Origin of the sequence: Flavobacterium ranwuense (genome assembly GCF_004349315.1) — a bacterium.
GTDB classification, from domain to species: domain Bacteria; phylum Bacteroidota; class Bacteroidia; order Flavobacteriales; family Flavobacteriaceae; genus Flavobacterium; species Flavobacterium ranwuense.
In genome coordinates, this window is record NZ_SMLH01000001.1 from 994,665 (window position 1) to 1,014,655 (window position 19,991).

At 33.7% G+C, this 19,991-nt stretch carries 16 protein-coding genes; 15 read left to right on the forward strand and 1 reads right to left on the reverse strand.

Annotated features, from left to right (window positions below; genetic code table 11):
- The first annotated feature begins 15 nt into the window (after positions 1–15).
- The 13 genes from sov to E0I61_RS04350 all read left to right on the forward strand — a co-directional run bounded on the left by sov (position 16) and on the right by E0I61_RS04350 (position 16,301).
- The gene (gene sov / locus E0I61_RS04290) at positions 16–7,170 is read left to right on the forward strand and encodes a T9SS outer membrane translocon Sov/SprA (protein ID WP_132069613.1); all 7,155 of its coding nucleotides are present in this window, start codon (positions 16–18) and stop codon (positions 7,168–7,170) included.
- Positions 7,171–7,263: 93 nt separating this feature from the next.
- On the forward strand, positions 7,264–7,644 hold the full coding sequence (gene gcvH, locus E0I61_RS04295) for a glycine cleavage system protein GcvH (RefSeq protein ID WP_131990260.1): 381 nt from the start codon (positions 7,264–7,266) through the stop codon (positions 7,642–7,644).
- A 13-nt stretch (positions 7,645–7,657) separates the two neighbouring features.
- Positions 7,658–8,014, forward strand: a complete 357-nt coding sequence (locus E0I61_RS04300; protein WP_235832061.1) for a VanZ family protein — start codon at positions 7,658–7,660, stop codon at positions 8,012–8,014.
- 223 nt (positions 8,015–8,237) lie between these two features.
- Positions 8,238–8,981 carry a deoxyribose-phosphate aldolase gene (deoC, locus tag E0I61_RS04305; protein WP_132069617.1) on the forward strand — a complete coding sequence of 248 codons (744 nt, stop codon included), beginning with the start codon at positions 8,238–8,240 and terminating at the stop codon, positions 8,979–8,981.
- Positions 8,982–9,000: 19 nt separating this feature from the next.
- Positions 9,001–11,124, forward strand: coding sequence for a gliding motility protein RemB (locus E0I61_RS04310; protein ID WP_132069713.1), 2,124 nt, complete (start codon positions 9,001–9,003; stop codon positions 11,122–11,124).
- An 82-nt stretch (positions 11,125–11,206) separates the two neighbouring features.
- A complete protein-coding gene (gene cyoE, locus E0I61_RS04315) occupies positions 11,207–12,109 on the forward strand; it encodes a heme o synthase (RefSeq protein WP_132069619.1) in 903 nt (300 codons plus the stop codon).
- Between the two features lie 2 nt (positions 12,110–12,111).
- Positions 12,112–12,699 carry a cytochrome c oxidase subunit 3 gene (locus E0I61_RS04320; RefSeq protein ID WP_132069621.1) on the forward strand — a complete coding sequence of 196 codons (588 nt, stop codon included), beginning with the start codon at positions 12,112–12,114 and terminating at the stop codon, positions 12,697–12,699.
- A 42-nt stretch (positions 12,700–12,741) separates the two neighbouring features.
- On the forward strand, positions 12,742–13,719 hold the full coding sequence (locus tag E0I61_RS04325) for a cytochrome c oxidase subunit 3 (RefSeq protein WP_132069623.1): 978 nt from the start codon (positions 12,742–12,744) through the stop codon (positions 13,717–13,719).
- Positions 13,720–13,737: 18 nt separating this feature from the next.
- A complete protein-coding gene (locus E0I61_RS04330; RefSeq protein ID WP_131990253.1) occupies positions 13,738–14,088 on the forward strand; it encodes a cytochrome C oxidase subunit IV family protein in 351 nt (116 codons plus the stop codon).
- Between the two features lie 74 nt (positions 14,089–14,162).
- On the forward strand, positions 14,163–14,804 hold the full coding sequence (locus tag E0I61_RS04335; RefSeq protein ID WP_132069625.1) for a thioredoxin domain-containing protein: 642 nt from the start codon (positions 14,163–14,165) through the stop codon (positions 14,802–14,804).
- Positions 14,805–14,810: 6 nt separating this feature from the next.
- A complete protein-coding gene (locus E0I61_RS04340; protein ID WP_132069627.1) occupies positions 14,811–15,497 on the forward strand; it encodes an SCO family protein in 687 nt (228 codons plus the stop codon).
- A gap of 2 nt (positions 15,498–15,499) precedes the next feature.
- Positions 15,500–16,039 carry a DUF420 domain-containing protein gene (locus tag E0I61_RS04345; RefSeq protein ID WP_132069629.1) on the forward strand — a complete coding sequence of 180 codons (540 nt, stop codon included), beginning with the start codon at positions 15,500–15,502 and terminating at the stop codon, positions 16,037–16,039.
- A 64-nt stretch (positions 16,040–16,103) separates the two neighbouring features.
- Positions 16,104–16,301: a hypothetical protein gene (locus tag E0I61_RS04350; RefSeq protein WP_394346057.1), complete on the forward strand. Its 198-nt coding sequence runs from the start codon at positions 16,104–16,106 to the stop codon at positions 16,299–16,301.
- Positions 16,302–16,411: 110 nt separating this feature from the next.
- Here the strand turns inward: E0I61_RS04350 and E0I61_RS04355 are convergent, their stop codons facing one another.
- Positions 16,412–17,821, reverse strand: a complete 1,410-nt coding sequence (locus E0I61_RS04355) for a DUF4403 family protein (protein WP_132069631.1) — start codon at positions 17,819–17,821, stop codon at positions 16,412–16,414.
- 173 nt (positions 17,822–17,994) lie between these two features.
- Here E0I61_RS04355 and E0I61_RS04360 point away from each other — a divergent pair, with 173 nt between their 5' ends.
- A complete protein-coding gene (locus E0I61_RS04360) occupies positions 17,995–18,753 on the forward strand; it encodes an ABC transporter ATP-binding protein (protein WP_317126160.1) in 759 nt (252 codons plus the stop codon).
- Positions 18,746–19,990: an ABC transporter permease gene (locus E0I61_RS04365; protein WP_132069633.1), complete on the forward strand. Its 1,245-nt coding sequence runs from the start codon at positions 18,746–18,748 to the stop codon at positions 19,988–19,990. Before E0I61_RS04360 ends, E0I61_RS04365 begins: the two co-directional genes overlap by 8 nt.
- Position 19,991: the final 1 nt, after the last annotated feature.

The following is a 19,991-nucleotide window of genomic DNA, read 5'->3' on the forward strand; positions in this document are numbered from 1 at the left end:
AGTAACACGAGTTATATGCATAAAATTTGTATTTTTTTGCTTGTATTATTCTGTGGTTTTGCATCGCAAGCCCAAGTAAATCAAGCAGCTCAGGATACCGCTAAAACTGGATTTTCTATTGGGAAAGTTCAGCTGAAAAACCCAAAGAGTATTCTCTCAGCCTATACCTATGACCCTATTACAGATAGGTATATTTACACTAATTCTGTTGATGGATTCTCTATCAATTATCCTATTATATTGACGCCGAAAGAATATGAAAAATTGGTTTTAAAGGAATCAATGCGTGATTATTTCAAAAAAAAGGTGGATGCTATTGAAGGTAAAAAAGAAGGCAGTGAGGAAGGTAAAAAAGATTTATTGCCAAGATATTATGTGAAATCCGGGCTTTTCGAATCTATTTTTGGAAGTAATACCATTGATGTAAAACCGACAGGATCTATAGAAATGGATTTAGGAATGCGGTATACCAAACAAGATAACCCCTCTTTTTCTCCTAGAAACAGATCGAATCTTTCTTTCGATTTTGATCAAAGAATAAGTATGAGTTTGATGGGTAAAGTAGGAACTCGACTTAATGTAAATGCTAATTACGATACGCAATCAACATTTGCTTTTCAAAACTTAATGAAGTTGGAATATGCACCTTCGGAAGACGATATTATCCAAAAAATCGAAGTAGGAAATGTGAGTATGCCCTTGAATAGTTCTTTGATTCGAGGAGCGCAAAGTTTATTTGGTGTAAAAACACAATTGCAATTTGGAAAAACGACTATTACCGGAGTTTTTTCAGAGCAAAAATCACAAACGAAAAGTTTAATTGCTCAAGGAGGAGGGACAATTCAAGATTTTGATATGTTTGCATTGGACTATGATAATGACAGACACTTTTTCTTATCCCAATATTTTAGAAACAGATACGATAAATCATTAGTAAATTACCCTTTTATAGACAGTAGAGTTCAAATTACCCGACTGGAAATTTGGGTAACCAACAAACAAAATAGAGTAGTAGTTACCAATAATAACCTCAGAAATATTATTGCACTTCAGGATTTAGGGGAAGCGCAATTAAATGGTTTAGCGGATAATGAAGTGGTTGTTTTAGATCCTATTCCTTCCAGTCCTCCATTTTTTATTGCAGGACCCGAGACTCCAACAGATAATAAAAACAATGCATATAATCCTGAATTAATACAAGCCGGTGGTGGTTTATTGAATCCAAATATTCGTGAAATCGTAACATCAAACTCAGGTTTTAATGTCACTGTAAGCGAAGGACAGGATTATTCAAAATTAGAAAATGCTCGAAAGCTAAATCCAAATGAATATACCTATAACCCACAATTAGGTTATATTTCATTACAACAGAGATTGGCTAATGACGAAGTTTTGGCAGTTGCCTATCAATATACAATTGGAGATCAAGTGTATCAAGTGGGTGAATTTGGAAATGATGGAGTAGATGCGACAGTAGTCACAGGGGACAGCCCTTCAAATCAAGCCATTATTTCTCAAAGTTTGATTTTGAAAATGCTGAAAAGTAATTTGACCAATGTTAAAAACCCAGTTTGGAACCTAATGATGAAAAACATCTATCAGATTCCAGGTGCTTATCAAGTAAAACAAGAAGATTTTAGATTTAACATTCTTTATACGGATCCTTCACCCTTAAATTATATTACTGAAGTTCCGGGAAGTCCTTTTCCACCGAATCCGTTGCCTCAAAATGAAGTTGCCGAAACGCCTTTGTTAAAAGTATTTAACTTGGATAAATTAAATTATAACAATGATCCTCAAGCTGGAGGTGATGGTTTTTTTGATTTTTTGCCGGGCTTAACGATGGATGCTCAATACGGAAGAATTATTTTTACTACCAAAGAACCATTTGGGGAACTGCTGTTTTCTAAATTATCAAATACAGGTTCTGGTGAAAATTATAACAATACTAGTTCTTATAATGAAAATCAAAAGAAGTATGTGTTTCGTAGTATGTACCGAAATACACAATCTGGAGCTTTACAGGACAGTGATAAAAATAAATTTTTATTAAGAGGAAAATATAAATCATCTGGGGGAGACGGGATACCAATTGGTGCTTTAAATGTGCCGCAAGGTTCTGTTGTGGTGACCGCAGCTGGTAGAGTTTTAGTTGAAGGAATTGATTATAGTGTAAATTATCAATTAGGAAGAGTGCAGATTTTAGATCCGTCACTTCAAGCTTCAAATACACCTATCGAAGTGTCACTGGAAAACAATTCAGTTTTTGGTTTACAGACCAGAAGGTTTATGGGCGTAAATGTGGAACACAAAATTTCAGATAATTTCTTGATTGGCGGAACTTTTCTTAAGATGACTGAAAGACCATTTACTCAAAAATCCAGCTTTGGTCAGGAATCAGTTAACAATACTATTTTTGGATTCAATTCTAATTTTTCAACTGAAGTTCCTTTCTTGACCCGATTGGTAAACAAATTACCAAATGTAGATACTGATGTGCCTTCTAACCTTTCCGTAAGAGGTGAAATTGCTTTTTTGAAACCAGATACTCCAAAAGCAGATCAATTTCAGGGTGAGTCTACTATTTATGTAGATGATTTCGAGGGTTCTCAATCCACTATTGATATGCGTTCTCCTTATGCTTGGAGTCTGGCATCAACACCGGAAAGAAATGCCACGAGTACGTATGATTTCAATGCGAGTGCCAATGATTTAAGTTATGGATTTAAAAGAGCCAAATTAGCGTGGTATTCAATAGATCCTATATTCTATACTCAAAAGCCAACAGGAATTTCAAATGAAGATTTGTCGTTCAACAATACCAGAAGAATTTTTAGTGAGGAATTGTATCCTTTGACGGATATTGCACAAGGTCAGTCACAAGTCGTGAATACATTAGATTTAAGTTATTATCCTTCTGATAGAGGTCCGTATAATAACAGTTTAAATTCGGCTGCAAATCCAAGAGATAATTTTGGAGGAATTATGCGATCGTTAAATTCGACTAATTTCGAACAAGGAAATGTTGAATATATCCAGTTTTGGGTATTAGATCCTTATGTAGGAAATGGTCAGGTACCGCAATCTAATACGGGAAAAATTTATTTCAATTTAGGGGAAATATCCGAAGATGTTTTGAAAGATGGAAGAAAACAATATGAAAATGGGCTTGGACCAGATCAGATATTGGTAAACCCTCGACCGCTATGGGGAGATGTTCCAGCTTCTCAATCTTTAATTTATGCTTTTGATACTAATGCAGCAAATAGAACAAATCAGGATATTGGTCTGGATGGTTTGGCTGATGCCAATGAAGGAGCTGTATATACAAATTTTGCTTCGGAGTTAGACCCAGCAGCAGATGATTATACATTTTATTTGAATGCTTCTGGAGGAATTTTAGACCGATATAAAATGTATAATGGCACTGATGGAAACTCAGTAGTTGATATTAATGATCCAAACAGAGGATCGACAACTGTTCCGGATGTGGAGGATATCAACAGGGATAATACCATGAACACGATCAATGCCTATTACGAATATAGTATTGATGTTCAGCCAAACATGAATGTGGGACAAAATTATATTACTGATATAAGAAATACGCAAGTGACTTTACCGGATGGTTCGATTACAGAAGCGAGATGGTTGCAGTTTAAAATACCGGTTTCACAACCTGAAAACACGATAGGAAATATTTCTGATTTTAGATCTATACGTTTCATGAGAATGTTTATGACAGGTTTTAGTGAAGAAGTAACGGTTCGTTTTGGTGCGCTTGATTTAGTGCGAGGAGAATGGAGAAGATATACCAATACGCTTGATTTTAATGACACTAATGTTGCTGATGATGATACTAATCTAGATGTTTTAGCGGTTAATGTTCAGGAAAATAATGAGAGATGTCCAATAAATTATATTGTTCCTCCAGGAGTACAACGGGAACAATTATACAACAACAACACGGTTATCAATCAAAATGAGCAGTCGTTGGCGTTGAGAGTATCTGGGAATGGATTAGAACCAGAAGATTCAAGAGCAGTTTTTAAAAATGTAAGTATTGACATGCGTCAATTCAAGAAACTGAAAATGTTTTTACATGCTGAATCATTGCCAAATGAAATTGTGCTTCAAGACAATCAAATGGTTGGATTCATCCGTTTTGGAAATGACTTTACTCAAAATTTCTATCAAATTGAAATTCCTTTAAAAGTGACGAGTCCATCTTCTGCTTCAAATACAGATTGTTCTCCTTTGAGCGCTGAGGAAGTTTGGCCTGAGGAAAATGAGATAGATTTGTCATTGGCTTTATTAACAAAATTGAAGATTCTTGCAATGAGTATCAATCCGAGTACATTGCCCTTAGATGGTATTTATTATCCGGATAATGATCCAACAAATCCAACAGGCGACGGAAGTGATAGATTGCGATTGGGTATAAAAGGAAATCCTAATTTTGGATTAGTGCGAACGCTGATGGTTGGTCTAAAAAACAACGAATCCCGAAATGATATCAAAGGAGAAGTTTGGTTTAATGAACTTCGCTTAGCTGATATGGATAATCAAGGCGGAATGGCTGCTGTATTGAATGTAGATACAAATTTAGCTGATTTTGCTACAGTTTCTGCTTCAGGTAAAAAGAGCACTATTGGTTTTGGTACTTTGGAACAAGGGCCAAACGAAAGAAACCGTGAGGACACTGAACAGTATAGTATTGTGACTAATGTAAATCTTGGTAAATTATTGCCTCCAAAATGGCAAATTAATCTGCCTTTCAATTATGCTATTGGCGAAGAAACCATAACTCCGGAATACGATCCTTTTAATCAAGACATAAAGCTAAAACAATTGCTTGATAACACAACTGATCAGAACGAAAAAGACAATATCGAAAAAAGAGCTATTGATTATACAAAACGTAAAAGCATAAACTTCATTGGGGTTAGGAAAGACCGAAGTCCAGAACAAAAACAGCGCGTGTATGATCCGGAGAACTTTACTTTTTCCCAATCTTTTAATGAAGTAGAAAGACATGATTTTGAAATTGAAGATTATGTAGACCAACAGGTAAATACATCGGTGGACTATGCTTATACTTTTAAACCAAAATCAGTAGAGCCTTTTAAGAATACAAAATTCATGAAAAAAAGTAATTATTGGAAATTGTTAAGCGATTTCAACTTTAATTATTTGCCTTCTAATATATCGTTCAATAGCAATATAATCAGACAGTACAACCGTCAACAATTTAGACAGGTAGATGTGGAAGGAATTGGTCTGGATCCTTTGTATCGAAGAAATTTTGCTTTCAACTATCAATATGGATTTAATTATAATTTGACTAAATCTTTGAAATTAAATTATACGGCTTCATCCGGTAATATTGTAAAAAATTATTTGAATGAAGACAATGAGCCTATAGACACTTTTACAATCTGGGACAGTTATTGGGATATTGGAGATCCAAACCAACACATGCAACAATTAGTTGTGAATTATGAAATTCCAATAAATAAAATTCCATTATTTAGTTTTGTCAAAGCCAATTATACTTATACGGGAGACTACAGCTGGCAACGTACTTCTAATGCATTGTCTCAAATAGAAATTGAAGGGAACAGTTATAATTTAGGGAACACCATTCAAAATGCGAGTTCAAACAATTTGAATGCAACTTTCAATATGGATATGTTGTATAAATATTTAGGGCTGACAATAAACACAAATAAAACAGTCCCAAAACCTAAAACGACAGCCCCAAAACCAGGTGAAAAAATAGTAAATACAAATGCTAATCAAGTTCCAAAAAACAATGAATTCGTAGATGGTTTTATAGGTGTTTTGACCAGTATTAAAAATATTCAAATGAATTACACCTATAACAGCGGTACGGTTTTACCAGGGTATACGCCAAGTATAGGATTTCTTGGTTCATCAAGACCGTCGTTAGGATTTATTTTTGGAAGCCAAGATGATGTACGATATGAAGCTGCCAAAAATGGTTGGTTAACTAACTATCCTGATTTTAACCAAAATTTTTCTCAAGTAACCAATAAGTTATTTAAAGCTACGGCAAATGTAGATTTGTTGCCGGATTTAAAAATTGATCTGACATTAGACCGCGCTTATTCTGAAAATTTCTCAGAACAGTATGATGTTACAGATGGTATTTATAATCCTAGATCTCCATATAATACAGGTATTTTTTCAATTTCTACGGTGTTGATAAAAACTTCATTTTCGACTAGTGATGAAAATTCATCGGTTGCATTTGATGATTTTAGAATAAACAGACTTACTGTTGCAAATCGATTAGCTACCCAACGAGGAATTGACATTAATAATCCTGGTAATCTGGACCCAGATGGATTTCCGTTAGGGTATGGAAAAAACAATCAAGCTGTCTTGTTGCCTGCATTTTTAGCGGCTTATTCGGGAGGAAATGCTTCGGATGTTTCTCTTGGAATTTTTAGAAACTTCCCAATTCCAAACTGGTCAATAAAATACAATGGTTTGATGCGTTATGGACTGTTTAAAAAGAATTTCAAACGTTTTTCTTTGCAGCATAATTACAGAGCTTCTTATACGATAAATGCGTTTAGATCAAATTTTGAATATGACAAAGACCCAGATGGAGTGGATGTGAGTGGTAACTTTTTCAATCAAACCATAATGTCAAATATTAACTTGGTAGAACAATTTAATCCATTGTTGAGAATGGATTTTGAATTGAAAAGTTCATTAAAAGTATTAGCCGAAATCAAAAAAGACAGAGCGTTGTCAATGAGTTTTGATAATAATTTGTTGACAGAAGTTAAAGGAATAGAATATGTTGTAGGATTGGGTTATCGTTTCAAAGACGTGATTTTCTCTTCCAGATTGGCCGATAATCCAACAGGAATAATAAAAAGTGATATCAATTTGAAAGCGGATGTAACCTATAGAAACAATCAGACGATTGTTAGATATTTGGACTATGACAACAATCAATTGGCAGGAGGGCAGAATATATGGTCTTTGACGGTCAAAGCAGATTACTCTTTCAGCAAAAATCTAACGGCTATTTTCTATTATGACCACTCTTTTTCGAAAGCAGTAATATCAACTTCTTTTCCGTTGACAAATGTTCGTTCCGGAATCACACTTCGTTATAATTTTGGGAATTAATTTTTCGAAAACTGAACAATTTTTGAATAGAAGATTATTACATTTGTGCCATAAAATTAAATTATCAATAAATAATTATCAATTACAATTTATATGAACATACCAGTAAATTTAAAGTACACTAAAGATCACGAATGGATTAGTATTGATGGCGATACTGCAACTGTAGGAATCACTGATTTTGCACAAAAAGAATTAGGAGATATCGTTTATGTTGAAGTTGAAACTTTAGACCAGACTTTAGACAAAGATGAGGTTTTCGGTACAGTGGAAGCAGTTAAAACTGTTTCTGATTTGTTTCTTCCATTAGCAGGTGAAATTATTGCTTTCAACGACGCTCTTGAAAGTACTCCGGAAAGTGTTAATTCTGATCCTTATGGAGCTGGATGGATGATCAAAATAAAAATTGCAAATATGGCAGAAGTAGATGATTTATTATCTAGTGAATCATACAAAGAGCTTATTGGTGCCTAAACAAATATATTTTTTGGCAGTATTATTATGGGCTGGAGTTATTGCTTTTTCTTGTTTAGTTCAACTGAATAATGTTCCGTTAGGAGACGTTTCAAACCTAGATAAATTAGTGCATGTCTTTTTTCATTTTGTTTTAACAATGCTTTGTTTTTTGTTTTTTCAAAAACAGGCAAATGCTGTAAACAGTTTAAAACCTATAATAGTTTCTTTTCTGGTTTCTGTTTTTTTTGGAATAGGTATTGAAATTGCGCAAGAATTATTAACCGCTACCAGACATGCAGATGTATTTGATGTTTTGGCAAATTTATCTGGTGCAATTTTAGGAGTAGCTTTTATCATTTTATTGGATTTAAAAACGAAATTCAGATAGAATTCAATTTAAATAGAGTCCCACTTTGGTGGGACTTTTTATTTTATAGCATTCAGAAACACGAATGTTTATTTAGTTTAGTTGGTCTTTCTTTTTAAAGCATATAAAAACTTCAGTTCTAGCGTTAAAAAATAAAATAGTAAAATTTTATATTCAACTTATGTGTATATAAAATGTATTTTTGTGAGTCATAATCTGCTATAATTAAGAAATCAAAAGCGCAATGAATATCAAGCAATATTTAGATTCTACCTATTTAAAAACGGCGGAACAAGCGGGACTCAGCGAAGAAGAAAATACTTTGGTAGTCAAAGGATTTATCCAAGAAGCAATCGAGGAGCATTTTAAGCTTATTATGATTCGTCCTAATATGATTTCTTTGGCAAAAAAAATGATTGTTGAGGCAAATTCAGTTGTGTCAATAGGAACAGTTATCGATTTTCCAGAAGGCAAATCTTCATTAGAGAATAAACTTAATGAAGCTCTCCAGGCGATACATGATGGTGCTGATGATTTAGATTTTGTATGCAATTATGAAGCTTTCAAAAGAGGAGAAGCAGACTTGGTAAAAGAAGAAATTTTGAAATGCACCCAATTAGGTTTAGATAATAATAAAGTAGTAAAGTGGATTATTGAAGTGGCGGCTCTTAGCGATAAAGAAATTATCCAGTTGTCAAGTTTGATAAAAAATGTAATTGTTTCTAATTTTAAACAAGAGCTTTTTGCTTCGGTTTTTGTGAAGTCTTCTACGGGATTTTATAAAACAGAAAATAATTTGCCAAACGGCGCGACTATTCCCTCGATAATGATGATGCTTGAAAACGCATCGCCACTTCCGGTGAAAGCTGCAGGAGGTGTGAGAACTTATGAAGAAGCTGTTATGATGATTCAATTAGGAGTGAAAAGGATAGGTACATCAGGTGCGAAAATTATTGCTAACGGACAAAATTCACATAATGAATATTAAATTCACAAAAATCATAAACATGAAAAAAGGGTTGTTAGTTTTCTTTTTATTTTTGTATTCCTTTTTTGCATATTCCCAAGATTTAAATACTACTTCAGTGCAATTTGGCAATTCGGCGGAGCGATTTCCTGTTTTTCCTGATTGTGTAAATTTACAATCGAAAGTATTAGAAAATTGTTTTTACAATCAAGTTCAGGATTTTGTTTTTCAAAATTTTCAAATTCCGGATAATTTAAAACAAAATAACTTTAAGGGGAATGTAAAAGTCCTTTTTGAAGTAGACAGCAATGGTGTTTTTAAAGTGATTTATGTTGATGCTGTTGATGAGGCATTGATAAAAGAAACAAAAAGGGTTTTTGGGACATTTCCAAAAATAGAACCGTCAACTTATAATGGAAAACCAACCTACTCCAAGTTTACCATAACTATTGGTATACCCTTAAAAAGTAGAGGAGAACTCGAAGCTGAAGCTCAGGTAAAAGCCGAAATGGTTTCAAATAACAAACCAAAACTTACTGAATTAGATAGTATTGTATATAAAAAGTTCAATAATCCGGAGTTTGAAAGCTATTTGAATGTTCCTTTTTCGCATAGTTATTACGCACAATTTGATGGTTCTTTAAATCAAGTGGGAAGTAATAATCACACTGCTTCAAAACCATATACATATGCTGAGGTTTCAAAATATTATGATCTGAAAGCAGTTAATGAAAAGATAAAAAAGAAAGCTTCAGGTTGGTGGGCAAGAAAATTATGGAATGAGAGTACGGTAGAAATCCAAGGAGAAGGATATTGGTTTACACTAAATCCTATACTTGATTTACAGGTTGGGAAAGCTTCAAAAACAGAGGCGTCTTATACATACGTAAACACACGCGGAATAAATTTTAGAGGAGGTTTGGGCAAGCAGCTTAACTTTTCGACCACGGTTTTTGAAAGTCAAGGGCGTTTTGCGGGTTACTTCAATCGTTATGCTGAATCTATTAGACCTGCGGGAGGAAATCCTGCTATTATTCCTGGGATAGGAATTGCAAAAGATTTCAAAACGGATGGATATGATTTTCCTTTGGCGGAAGCCAATTTGACTTTTGCACCCAGTAAACATATTGATTTACAATTGGGTTATGGCAGAAATTTTATTGGGGACGGATACCGTTCTTTGTTAGAAAGTGATGGCGCCAGTCCGTATCCTTATTTTAAATTGAATACTAATTTTTGGAAAATAAAATATACCAATACTTACATGTGGCTCAAGGATGTTCGTCCTGAGGTGACATTAGAAAGAACGTATGCCACAAAATTTATGGCAAACCATTATTTGAGTTGGAATGTTTCGAATAAACTGAATCTTGGTTTTTTCGAATCGGTAATTTGGACCAATTCGAATGACAGGGGATTTGATGTGAGTTTTGTAAATCCTATTATTTTTTATCGTTCGGTTGAATTTGCTTCTTCAGCCAGAAGCGGAAATGCAGTTTTAGGGTTGACTTTTAAGTACAAATGGAGCAATCAAATTAACTTTTACGGACAGTTTATTCTAGATGAATTTTCTCTTGGAGATATCAAAGAAGGAGATAATAGTTGGAAAAATAAATACGGATATCAGCTGGGTGTGAAGTACTACAATGCATTCAAAGTAGATAATTTACTATTACAATTAGAATACAATCATGTACGTCCCTATGTGTATTCTCATAGTATGCCAATTACAAATTACGGTCATAACAACCAAAGTATTGGGCATCAATGGGGAGGGAATTTCAAGGAATTTATCGCTATAGCGCGCTTTCATAAAGGAAGGCTTTTTGCTGATGCAAAAGTTACTGTGGGGACTCGAGGTTTGGATTTTGATACAGCCGAAGACAGTTTTAATTACGGAGGAAATATCTATAAAGATTACGATGAGAAAAGAGCTTTTGATAGTGGTGTAAAAGTAGGTCAGGGAAATAAAACGGCTGTTTTTATTGCTGATTTTCAAGGGGGTTATTTAGTGAATCCATCGACGAACCTGAAGCTTTTTGGAAGTTATATTTATAGAAGTTTTGATCCTACAAAAAACACGACAACAACTTTCACTGAAAGCACTAATTGGTTTACTTTAGGACTGAGAGCTGATATTTTTAATTGGTATTTTGATTATTAATCTTTTTGTGAATTGTTTTTTGTCAAATCCCTTTTGATACACTACTTTTGCAGAAGTTTTTAAAAACAAACAAACTCTAGTATTGAACGCAACACAAAATACATTTTCATTAAAATCCATTTATATTGATTTCCGAGAGATCACTAAGGCACGTTTAGCTATTAGTGTTGTATTTTCGTCTATTGCTGGATTTATGCTTGGGATTTATGATTTGCATTCATTGGATTGGTTGGTTTTATTAAAATTGGCAGTTGGTGGATACTGTATGGTAGGAGCATCAAATGCTTTTAACCAAGTTATCGAAAAAGACCTGGATGCCTTGATGGATAGAACGAAAAATCGTCCTGTTCCGGCTGGCAGAATGTCGCAAGCTACAGCTTTGATTATTGCGAGTCTTTTGACGATTGTTGGAATTGCGTTGCTTTATACAATCAATCCAAAAACCGCTATGTTTGGCGCCATTTCAATATTTTTATATACAAGCGTTTATACTCCTTTGAAAACGATGACCTCGTTGTCTGTTTTTGTTGGAGCTTTTCCTGGAGCAATTCCTTTTATGTTGGGATGGGTTGCGGCAACGGGAGAATTTGGAATAGAAGCAGGAACCTTGTTTTTAATTCAGTTTTTTTGGCAATTTCCACATTTTTGGGCTATTGGATGGTTTTTGTATGAAGATTATGAGAAAGCAGGTTTCTTTATGTTGCCTACAGGTAAAAAAGACAAAGGAACAGCCTTGCAGATTATTTTATATACGGTTTGGTTAATTTTAGCGTCACTTTTACCAGTTTTGGGTTATACTGGGCGTTTGTATATAACGCCAATTGCTGCAATTGTTGTGTTTTTACTGGGACTATGGATGCTTTTTTATGCTGTTCGGTTGTATAAATTAAGAACTGCAAAAGCAGCAAGAACATTAATGTTAGTTAGTGTTTCTTATATTACATTGTTACAATTGGTTTATATATTTGATAAATTTTTAAGATAGTTATGGAGATGATAATGACAGCTGAGGAGCAAAAATCCAGAACGGCAAGATCCTATAAATTGATTTTGTTATTTGCAATGGTAAGTATGACCATGATGTTTGCAGGACTTACGAGTGCTTTTGTAGTGAGTAAATCCAGAGCGGACTGGTTGAAGGATTTTCAATTACCAATAGCGTTTTATTACAGTACTGTTGCAATAATAGGATGTAGCGTTACTTTTTATTTGGCTAAAAAAGCGATTCAGAAAAACAATCAAAGTAAAACGACAATTTTTCTTTTGACTACATTAGTTCTAGGAATATTGTTTGTAATTTTACAGTTCATAGGATTTGGACAAATAGTGGATAATGGGTATTATTTCACCGGAAGTGGAAGCTCAATAACCACGACTTTTTTATACGTTGTTACGGTTGTGCACTTGATTCACCTTGCTGGTGGCGTGATTTCACTTCTAATTATAATTTATAATCATTTTAAACAAAAATACAATTCATCTCAAACCCTTGGAATTGAACTTGGTGCAATGTACTGGCACTTTCTTGACTTATTATGGGTTTATTTGTTTTTGTTTTTATATTTCTTTAAATAAGAAAAAAACGTAAATTTGGGAACTTTTTAACGAATAACTTTTATGGAAGCGACAGTTACTACTGCAAATAGTGAAGAAAAAACTTGGGGAGGCGGCAATGAGCCAATGGGAGCAAGTTATGGCAAATTGATGATGTGGTTTTTTATCGTATCAGATGCTTTAACGTTCTCAGGATTTCTGGCGGCGTATGGTTTTTCTCGATTTAAATTTATTGAAACTTGGCCGTTGGCCGATGAAGTGTTTACGCACTTTCCATTTTTGCATGGAGTATCTGCTCCGATGTATTATGTGGCATTAATGACCTTTATTTTGATTTTTTCATCTGTAACAATGGTTTTGGCTGTTGATGCAGGTCATCAAATGAAAAAAAATAAAGTAGTTCTTTATATGTTTTTAACCATTATTGGTGGTTTGATTTTCGTAGGATCTCAAGCATGGGAATGGAAAAATTTTATTAAAGGAGAATACGGTGCTATTGAAACAAAAGGAGGAAGTTTACTTCAGTTTGTTGATAAAGATGGACACCGTGTAGCTTTAGCTGATTTTGCGGCTATTTTGCCTGAAGAAAGAGAACAATTGACAAGGAGCAGTGCAAAATGGTTTATGGATGAACCCAGTTTGCCTTCTTATTCTGTTGCCGAAGTTCAAGCGGGTTTCAAAGCGCATCCTGAACTTTTAATCAGAACTGAGGTAATAACCAAAGAGAAGAAGAAAACAATTCTTTCAAGAGAAGAGTCTGAAGCAAGATTAAGTCAAGCACATTATGTTGTTGAAGGCGCAAACTTGAAAAGAAACGAATACGGAAGTAAATTATTTGCTGACTTCTTTTTCTTTATCACTGGATTTCACGGATTTCACGTTTTTTCTGGAGTAATCATAAATATTATCATATTTTTCAATGTGTTAATTGGAACTTATGAGAAAAGAAAAAGTTATGAAATGGTAGAAAAAGTGGGTCTTTATTGGCACTTTGTCGATTTAGTTTGGGTATTTGTATTTACAGTTTTCTATCTAGTTTAATTTTCAAAAGTAATTATCATGTCACACGAACACGTATCTAATATAGGTAGAATCTGGAAAGTTTTCGGAATATTATCTGCCGTTACAGTAGTAGAAGTTTATTTGGGTATATTGAAACCGGATTTTCTTTTCATGAATGATTTTTTAAGTATGAATTTACTTAATTGGATATTCTATGCTCTTACTATTTTTAAAGCCTATTACATTGTATATGCATTTATGCACATGGAAGGTGAAAAAAGTTCTTTAAGAAGCGCAGTTGTTCTTCCAGTAATTTTTCTGATATTATATTTACTCTTCATTCTTTTGACAGAAGGGGATTATATTTATGAGGTTTTTAAGAATTCTACCATTAAATGGAATTTTTAACAAGATATTAATTCAATAAAAGGGTACGCATTGCGTACCTTTTTTTATTTTTGTACTTTAATAGTATTATTACAATGAAAAAAAATAGTGTCCTTTTCGTTCTTTTTATTTTGCCTATAGTTGCCTACCTTTTTTTTGCTTCGGGTGTGAACGGGTTTACTAAATTACCAACAATAACTCCTAATACCGCTGATTTAGGTAATTGGCAATCTTTAGACGGTCAAAAAGTTAGTTTGAATGGCAAAGTAACGATTCTCGGTTTTATGGGTACTGAACTTTTAAAAAACAGAGGAAATCTTTTTAATTTAAATCAAAAAATTTATCAAAGGTATCATGAGTTCAAAGATGTTCAGTTTGTGATGATTTGTCCAACCGGAACTGAAAAAGATGCCAAAAAAGTGGTTGATGCTCTGGGTGCTTTTACGGATGTTGCCCAGTGGCGCTTTGTATTTGCGTCGACGGAAGATATTAATGCCTATTATGCTCAATTAAAATTGGCGGAGAAGTTAGATAAAAATTCAGGTACACCAAAAGTCTACATCATTGATAAGAAACGAAATCTTCGAGGTCGAAAACTAGTGAAAGATACTAAAGAGGGGTATAGTACATTTCATCCAGCGGAGTTGAGTAACGAAATGCTTGATGATTTTAAAGTTATTCTTTATGAATATCGTGCTGCTCTTAAAAAGAACAATAACGCCACCAGAAAAATTTAATATTTTATGTTCAAAAATAAATCATACATAGGAATCTCTTTTATTATTTTGATTTTCGGCATTTACGCTGTTCCAAAAATTGTTGAGAGAATTAAAAACGATAAAGTGGTTCAAGGGGATAGACTGGACAGTGTTAATCCGGCAACTGCCGAAGAAGGGCAATTAATTAAAATAGGACCTGCGCCTAAATTCGAATTAATAAATCAAGACAATAAGAAGATTACTAATGAAACTTACAAAGGGAAAGTGTATGTCTTGGAATTTTTCTTTACTACCTGTCCTACGATTTGTCCTAAGATGAATGAAAGTATGTTAGTTTTAGAGAAGAGTTTTTTTGGTAATCCTAATTTTGGCATTGTCTCTATCACTATTGATCCACAACACGACACTCCACAAGTATTAAAAGATCATTCAAAACTATTAGGTGTAAAATCCTCTAATTGGAATTTTTTAACCGGAGACAAAACTTATATTTTTAATTTAGCCAATAAAGGTTTTAATCTTTACGCGGGTGAAAATAAAAAAGTGGCAGGTGGTTTTGAGCATTCAGGATTGTTTGCCTTGATTGATAAAAATGGAAATATCCGTTGTAGAAACGATGATTTCGGAAATCCAATTTTATATTATGATGGTTTAGATAAAAAAGGAGTAAGAAACATTCAACAAGATATTAATATTTTATTAGAAGAATAATAATGGAAAACATTTCGTTAGAACAAAAATACAGCAAGCTCATCATTGCAGTTTCAATTTTAATACCGGTTGTGGTTGCCATACTTTTTGGAGTAAAACTAAAAGATTTTGGATATAATGCCGAGCCACTTTCTTTTTTGCCGCCAATCTATGCTACTACCAACGGAATTACAGCGATAGTTTTAATCGTTGCAGTGATAGCTATTAAAAATGGTAAAAGAAAACTTCATGAAAGGTTGATGACTTCGGCTATTGCTTTGTCTGTTGCTTTTCTTGTCATGTATGTTGCATATCATATGACTTCTGATTCAACAAAATTTGGTGGTGAAGGAACAATCCGATATGTTTATTTCTTTATATTAATTACGCATATTATTTTATCGATTGCCATTATTCCTATGGTTTTAATAACGTATGTTAGAGCATTGTCGCAAAAATTTGATACCCATAAAAAAATAGCAAAAATTACTTTTCCAATTTGGTTGTATGTTGCCGTAACTGGAGTGGTTGTTTATTTAATGATTTCACCATATTATGTATAGTAGAAAAATAATTAGCAATTTGCAATTGGCAAAAAGGTCAAAAAGTATTTTTAACTATAGTCTATTGCTTATTGCCCTTTGTTTATTTTCACAAACTGCAAATGCACAATGCGCCATGTGTCGCGCCGCATTGACCAGCGAAGGTAATACAACAAAGGCAGCTGCGGTAAATGACGGAATCGTTTATTTAATGGTAATTCCGTATCTGCTTGTCGCAGGAATTGGTTATGCCATTTATCGAATGAAAAAGAAGAAATCCTAAAAAATTAATTTCAATAGCAATATCAAAAGTCAATCTTAAAATAGTGCATTTCAATTTTTTTAGTTTAAAGTACATGGTAACTGATCACTAAAAACTGACCACTGATCACTCTATTTCAATCCATCTACGGACACATTCACTGTTCCTTTTACTTTGATAAAGGCAATAATAGCTTGATTAGTCAATTGGATTTTTTGAAATTGAATCTCCTCCATTTTTCCGTTTACAAAAACACCTTGCATTGGAGAATAGTTTTTTAAATAAGTCATCATGCTTTTTTGACCTTCTTCAAGATTTGGTTTTATGGAGTAGCGACAACTTTGTTCTATTTTTCTTAAAATTAACCCTTGTGCTAACCAATTAGCAGTTCGCATTAATTTGTTTTTTGTGTCTAAGGCATAATCTAATTCATCAAAATAGACTTCTTTGGTTTTGTCGTTATATTGAGGAAAACCGGCTAAATAAATGGTTCCATTTACAGATCCCAATACATCTAAAGCGATTATCATTTTTCCGTTTTTGTGCCAAATAGCAACATTCTGAACTTTTATTTTCTTGGATCCTGAACCAAATTCTTGTCCGGCAAAATTCTTGGTCATTAGTTTTGATGCTTCCAGATAGGTAGAAACAGCAACAATGTTTGCGGTGATTTCCTGAGGTATTTTGGAGACAGGTTTTAAAATGATTTTGCTGGCATTAAATTTAGATTCGGGTTGCTTTCCTATTAATGTTTCCATGTTGCATTTCATTCCCATTTCTAGTACAAAAGTGTCATTTTTGAGTTTGGCATTGGTAGAATAAATTTCGATAGGAACAATTCGAAGCCAACTTTCATAAGTGTCACTCATTTGAAAAGGAGCGCAAATTTTCTCTAAAGCGGCCAAAACATTCGGTTTAAAATCCATTGATTTTGCAATGGCATCATCAATTTTCTTTTCTATTTTAGACTTGAAAAGCTTTATTCCCGGATTGATAAGATAGGTTACGGGCACATTTTTTCCAAAAACTGTCATCGTTGGACTTTCATTCCAGTCCAATGATTTTAGTTCTGTTTTGGTATTCATTTTCCAATTGGTCAAACCTACATCACTGAGCAAAGTGACCACACCATCTAGATTAAATTCTTTAGTGTTGTACAATTCGACTCCCATTTTCTTTGTTCCAATCCTGTATTTTACGATAGCTTTCAAAGGTAAGACCGTTCTGATTTTTTGACCATTAGCTCCGTTGTCATTTTTGATTGTGATAGGTGCTAATTTCCAAATCTTCATTTCAATGTCATCATCTTCAATATTGTTGTCTTCATAGATCAACCCATTCAGGAGTGAGTTCGTTTGATTTTCGATATCCTTCAGTTTTACGATGATGGGTAAATTAATAAAGGAAGGAATGTTTTCGTAAACTAAAGGAATGGCATCGTCCGGTTCTGGTTTTAAAGTGGCTATTTTACTGGTTGTAGAGCAACTTGTAATCAATGCGATAGACAGAATTATAAGTAGGGCTGAAAAAAATTTATGCATTTTATTTTAGTTTGATGAGGCAAAATTAGCAAAACAATTCTTTTTTAGGATTAATGTGTAACATTTTCATAACAATTATGTCTTATGATTAAATTCCTGATAAAGGTATTAACGTTTTCTTATTACAATTTCTTTTAGAGAAGAATTAATATTGTTTTAAAATTAACATAATTATGATTGAAATTAAAGATTTGCATAAGTCCTATAAAATGGGAAATTCCGAATTACATGTGTTAAAAGGGATTAATTTCAACATTAAAGAAGGGGAATTAGTGGCTATTATGGGGTCTTCCGGTTCGGGAAAATCTACACTGCTTAATATTCTTGGAATACTTGATGAAGCTGATTCTGGGAGTTATATTTTGGATAGTGTGCCTATTAAAAATCTCAACGAGACTATTGCTTCAAGATATCGCAACAAATTTTTAGGTTTTGTTTTTCAATCTTTCAATTTGATTAATTATAAAAGCGCTTTGGATAATGTGGCGATGCCATTGTATTATCAGGGTGTGAAAAGGAAAGAACGTAATGAAATTGCGATGAATTTTTTGGAGAAAGTAGGTTTGTCATCGCATTCACATCACTTGCCAAATGAACTTTCCGGTGGACAAAAACAACGTGTTGCGATTGCAAGAGCATTAGCATCAAATCCCAAAGTATTATTGGCTGATGAGCCTACAGGAGCTTTGGATACCAAAACATCTTATGAAGTTATGGAGTTGATACAAGGGATTAATGACGAGGGAAAAACCATTTTGATTGTAACGCACGAGCCTGATATTGCTGCCATGTGTAAAAGAAATGTTGTTTTGAAAGACGGTTTGATCATTGATGATAAATTAGTGCAACAAGTTAGAGCTTCTTCTTATAAAGATGGTTTAATCATCGATGATAAATTAGTAGAACAAGTAAGAGCATCCGCTTATGTTTAATGTAGAACGCTGGCAGGAAATTTTTGAGGCAATTGCCAAGAACAAACTGAGAACTTTTCTCACGGGAATTTCTGTGGCTTCTGGAATTTTCATATTAGTTATTCTTTTGGGTGTGGGCAAAGGACTTCAAAACGGTATTGAAAAACAGTTTGAACGTGATGCCGATGGTATAATTGAAGTTTGGACAGGAACTACTGCCAAAGAATACAAAGGATTGAATCCTGGAAGACAAATCCAATTTCGCAACAGCGATTATGATATTTCAGTGCAAAAATTCGGAGATTTATTAGATAAAAAAGCGGCTACCTATAGTTTTTGGAATAGTGTAATTGTTTATGGTAAAGAAACTGGGAATTATCAATATAGAGGTGTTTATCCGGATTATCAGGCCATTGAAAATGCAACAATTGTTAATGGAAGATTCATTAATAATAATGATTTGGTAAGCAGTGAGAAAGTTGCGGCCATTGGACAAAAAGTAAAATTGGATTTATTCAAAGACAAGAATCCTATTGGAGAGCAAATTGTAATTAACAATATCAATTTTAAAGTGGTTGGTGTTTTTACCGATCCAGCTGGAGAAAGAGAAGAATCCAGAGTGTATCTGCCAATAACGACTACACAAAAAGCTTTTGGGATTGGGGACAGAATTAGCAATTTGTCTTTTACGCTAACAAAAAAGGCTACTTATGAAGAAGCTTTAGCGCAATCAAATAAGTTTACAAAGGAATTAGATCAATTGTTAAAAAGTAAAAATACAATTGCGCCTGATGATGAAAGTGCCATAGGAATTAATAATTCCATAAAAAATGCAAAACAGTTTTATGATTTGAACCTGTATATCCGATTGTTTTTTTGGTGGGTTGGAATTTGTACCATAATAGCTGGAGTAGTTGGGGTAAGTAACATTATGTTGATTATTGTAAAAGAAAGAACCAAAGAAATTGGTATTAGAAAAGCGCTTGGAGCATCTCCGGTTTCTATTATTGGAATGATTTTGCATGAATCCATTTTTATTACGACAATAGCAGGATTTGTGGGGCTTTTATCAAGTTTGTTGTTGTTGGAATTAGTAGGCCCGCAAGTATCAAGCGATTATTTTCTGAATCCCGAAGTTGATTTTAGTATTGCTTTGACCACCTTGATATTATTAGTTGTTGCTGGTGCTTTAGCTGGATTTTTTCCGGCATACAGAGCTGCCAAAATAAAACCCATTGTAGCACTTAGAGACGAATAAT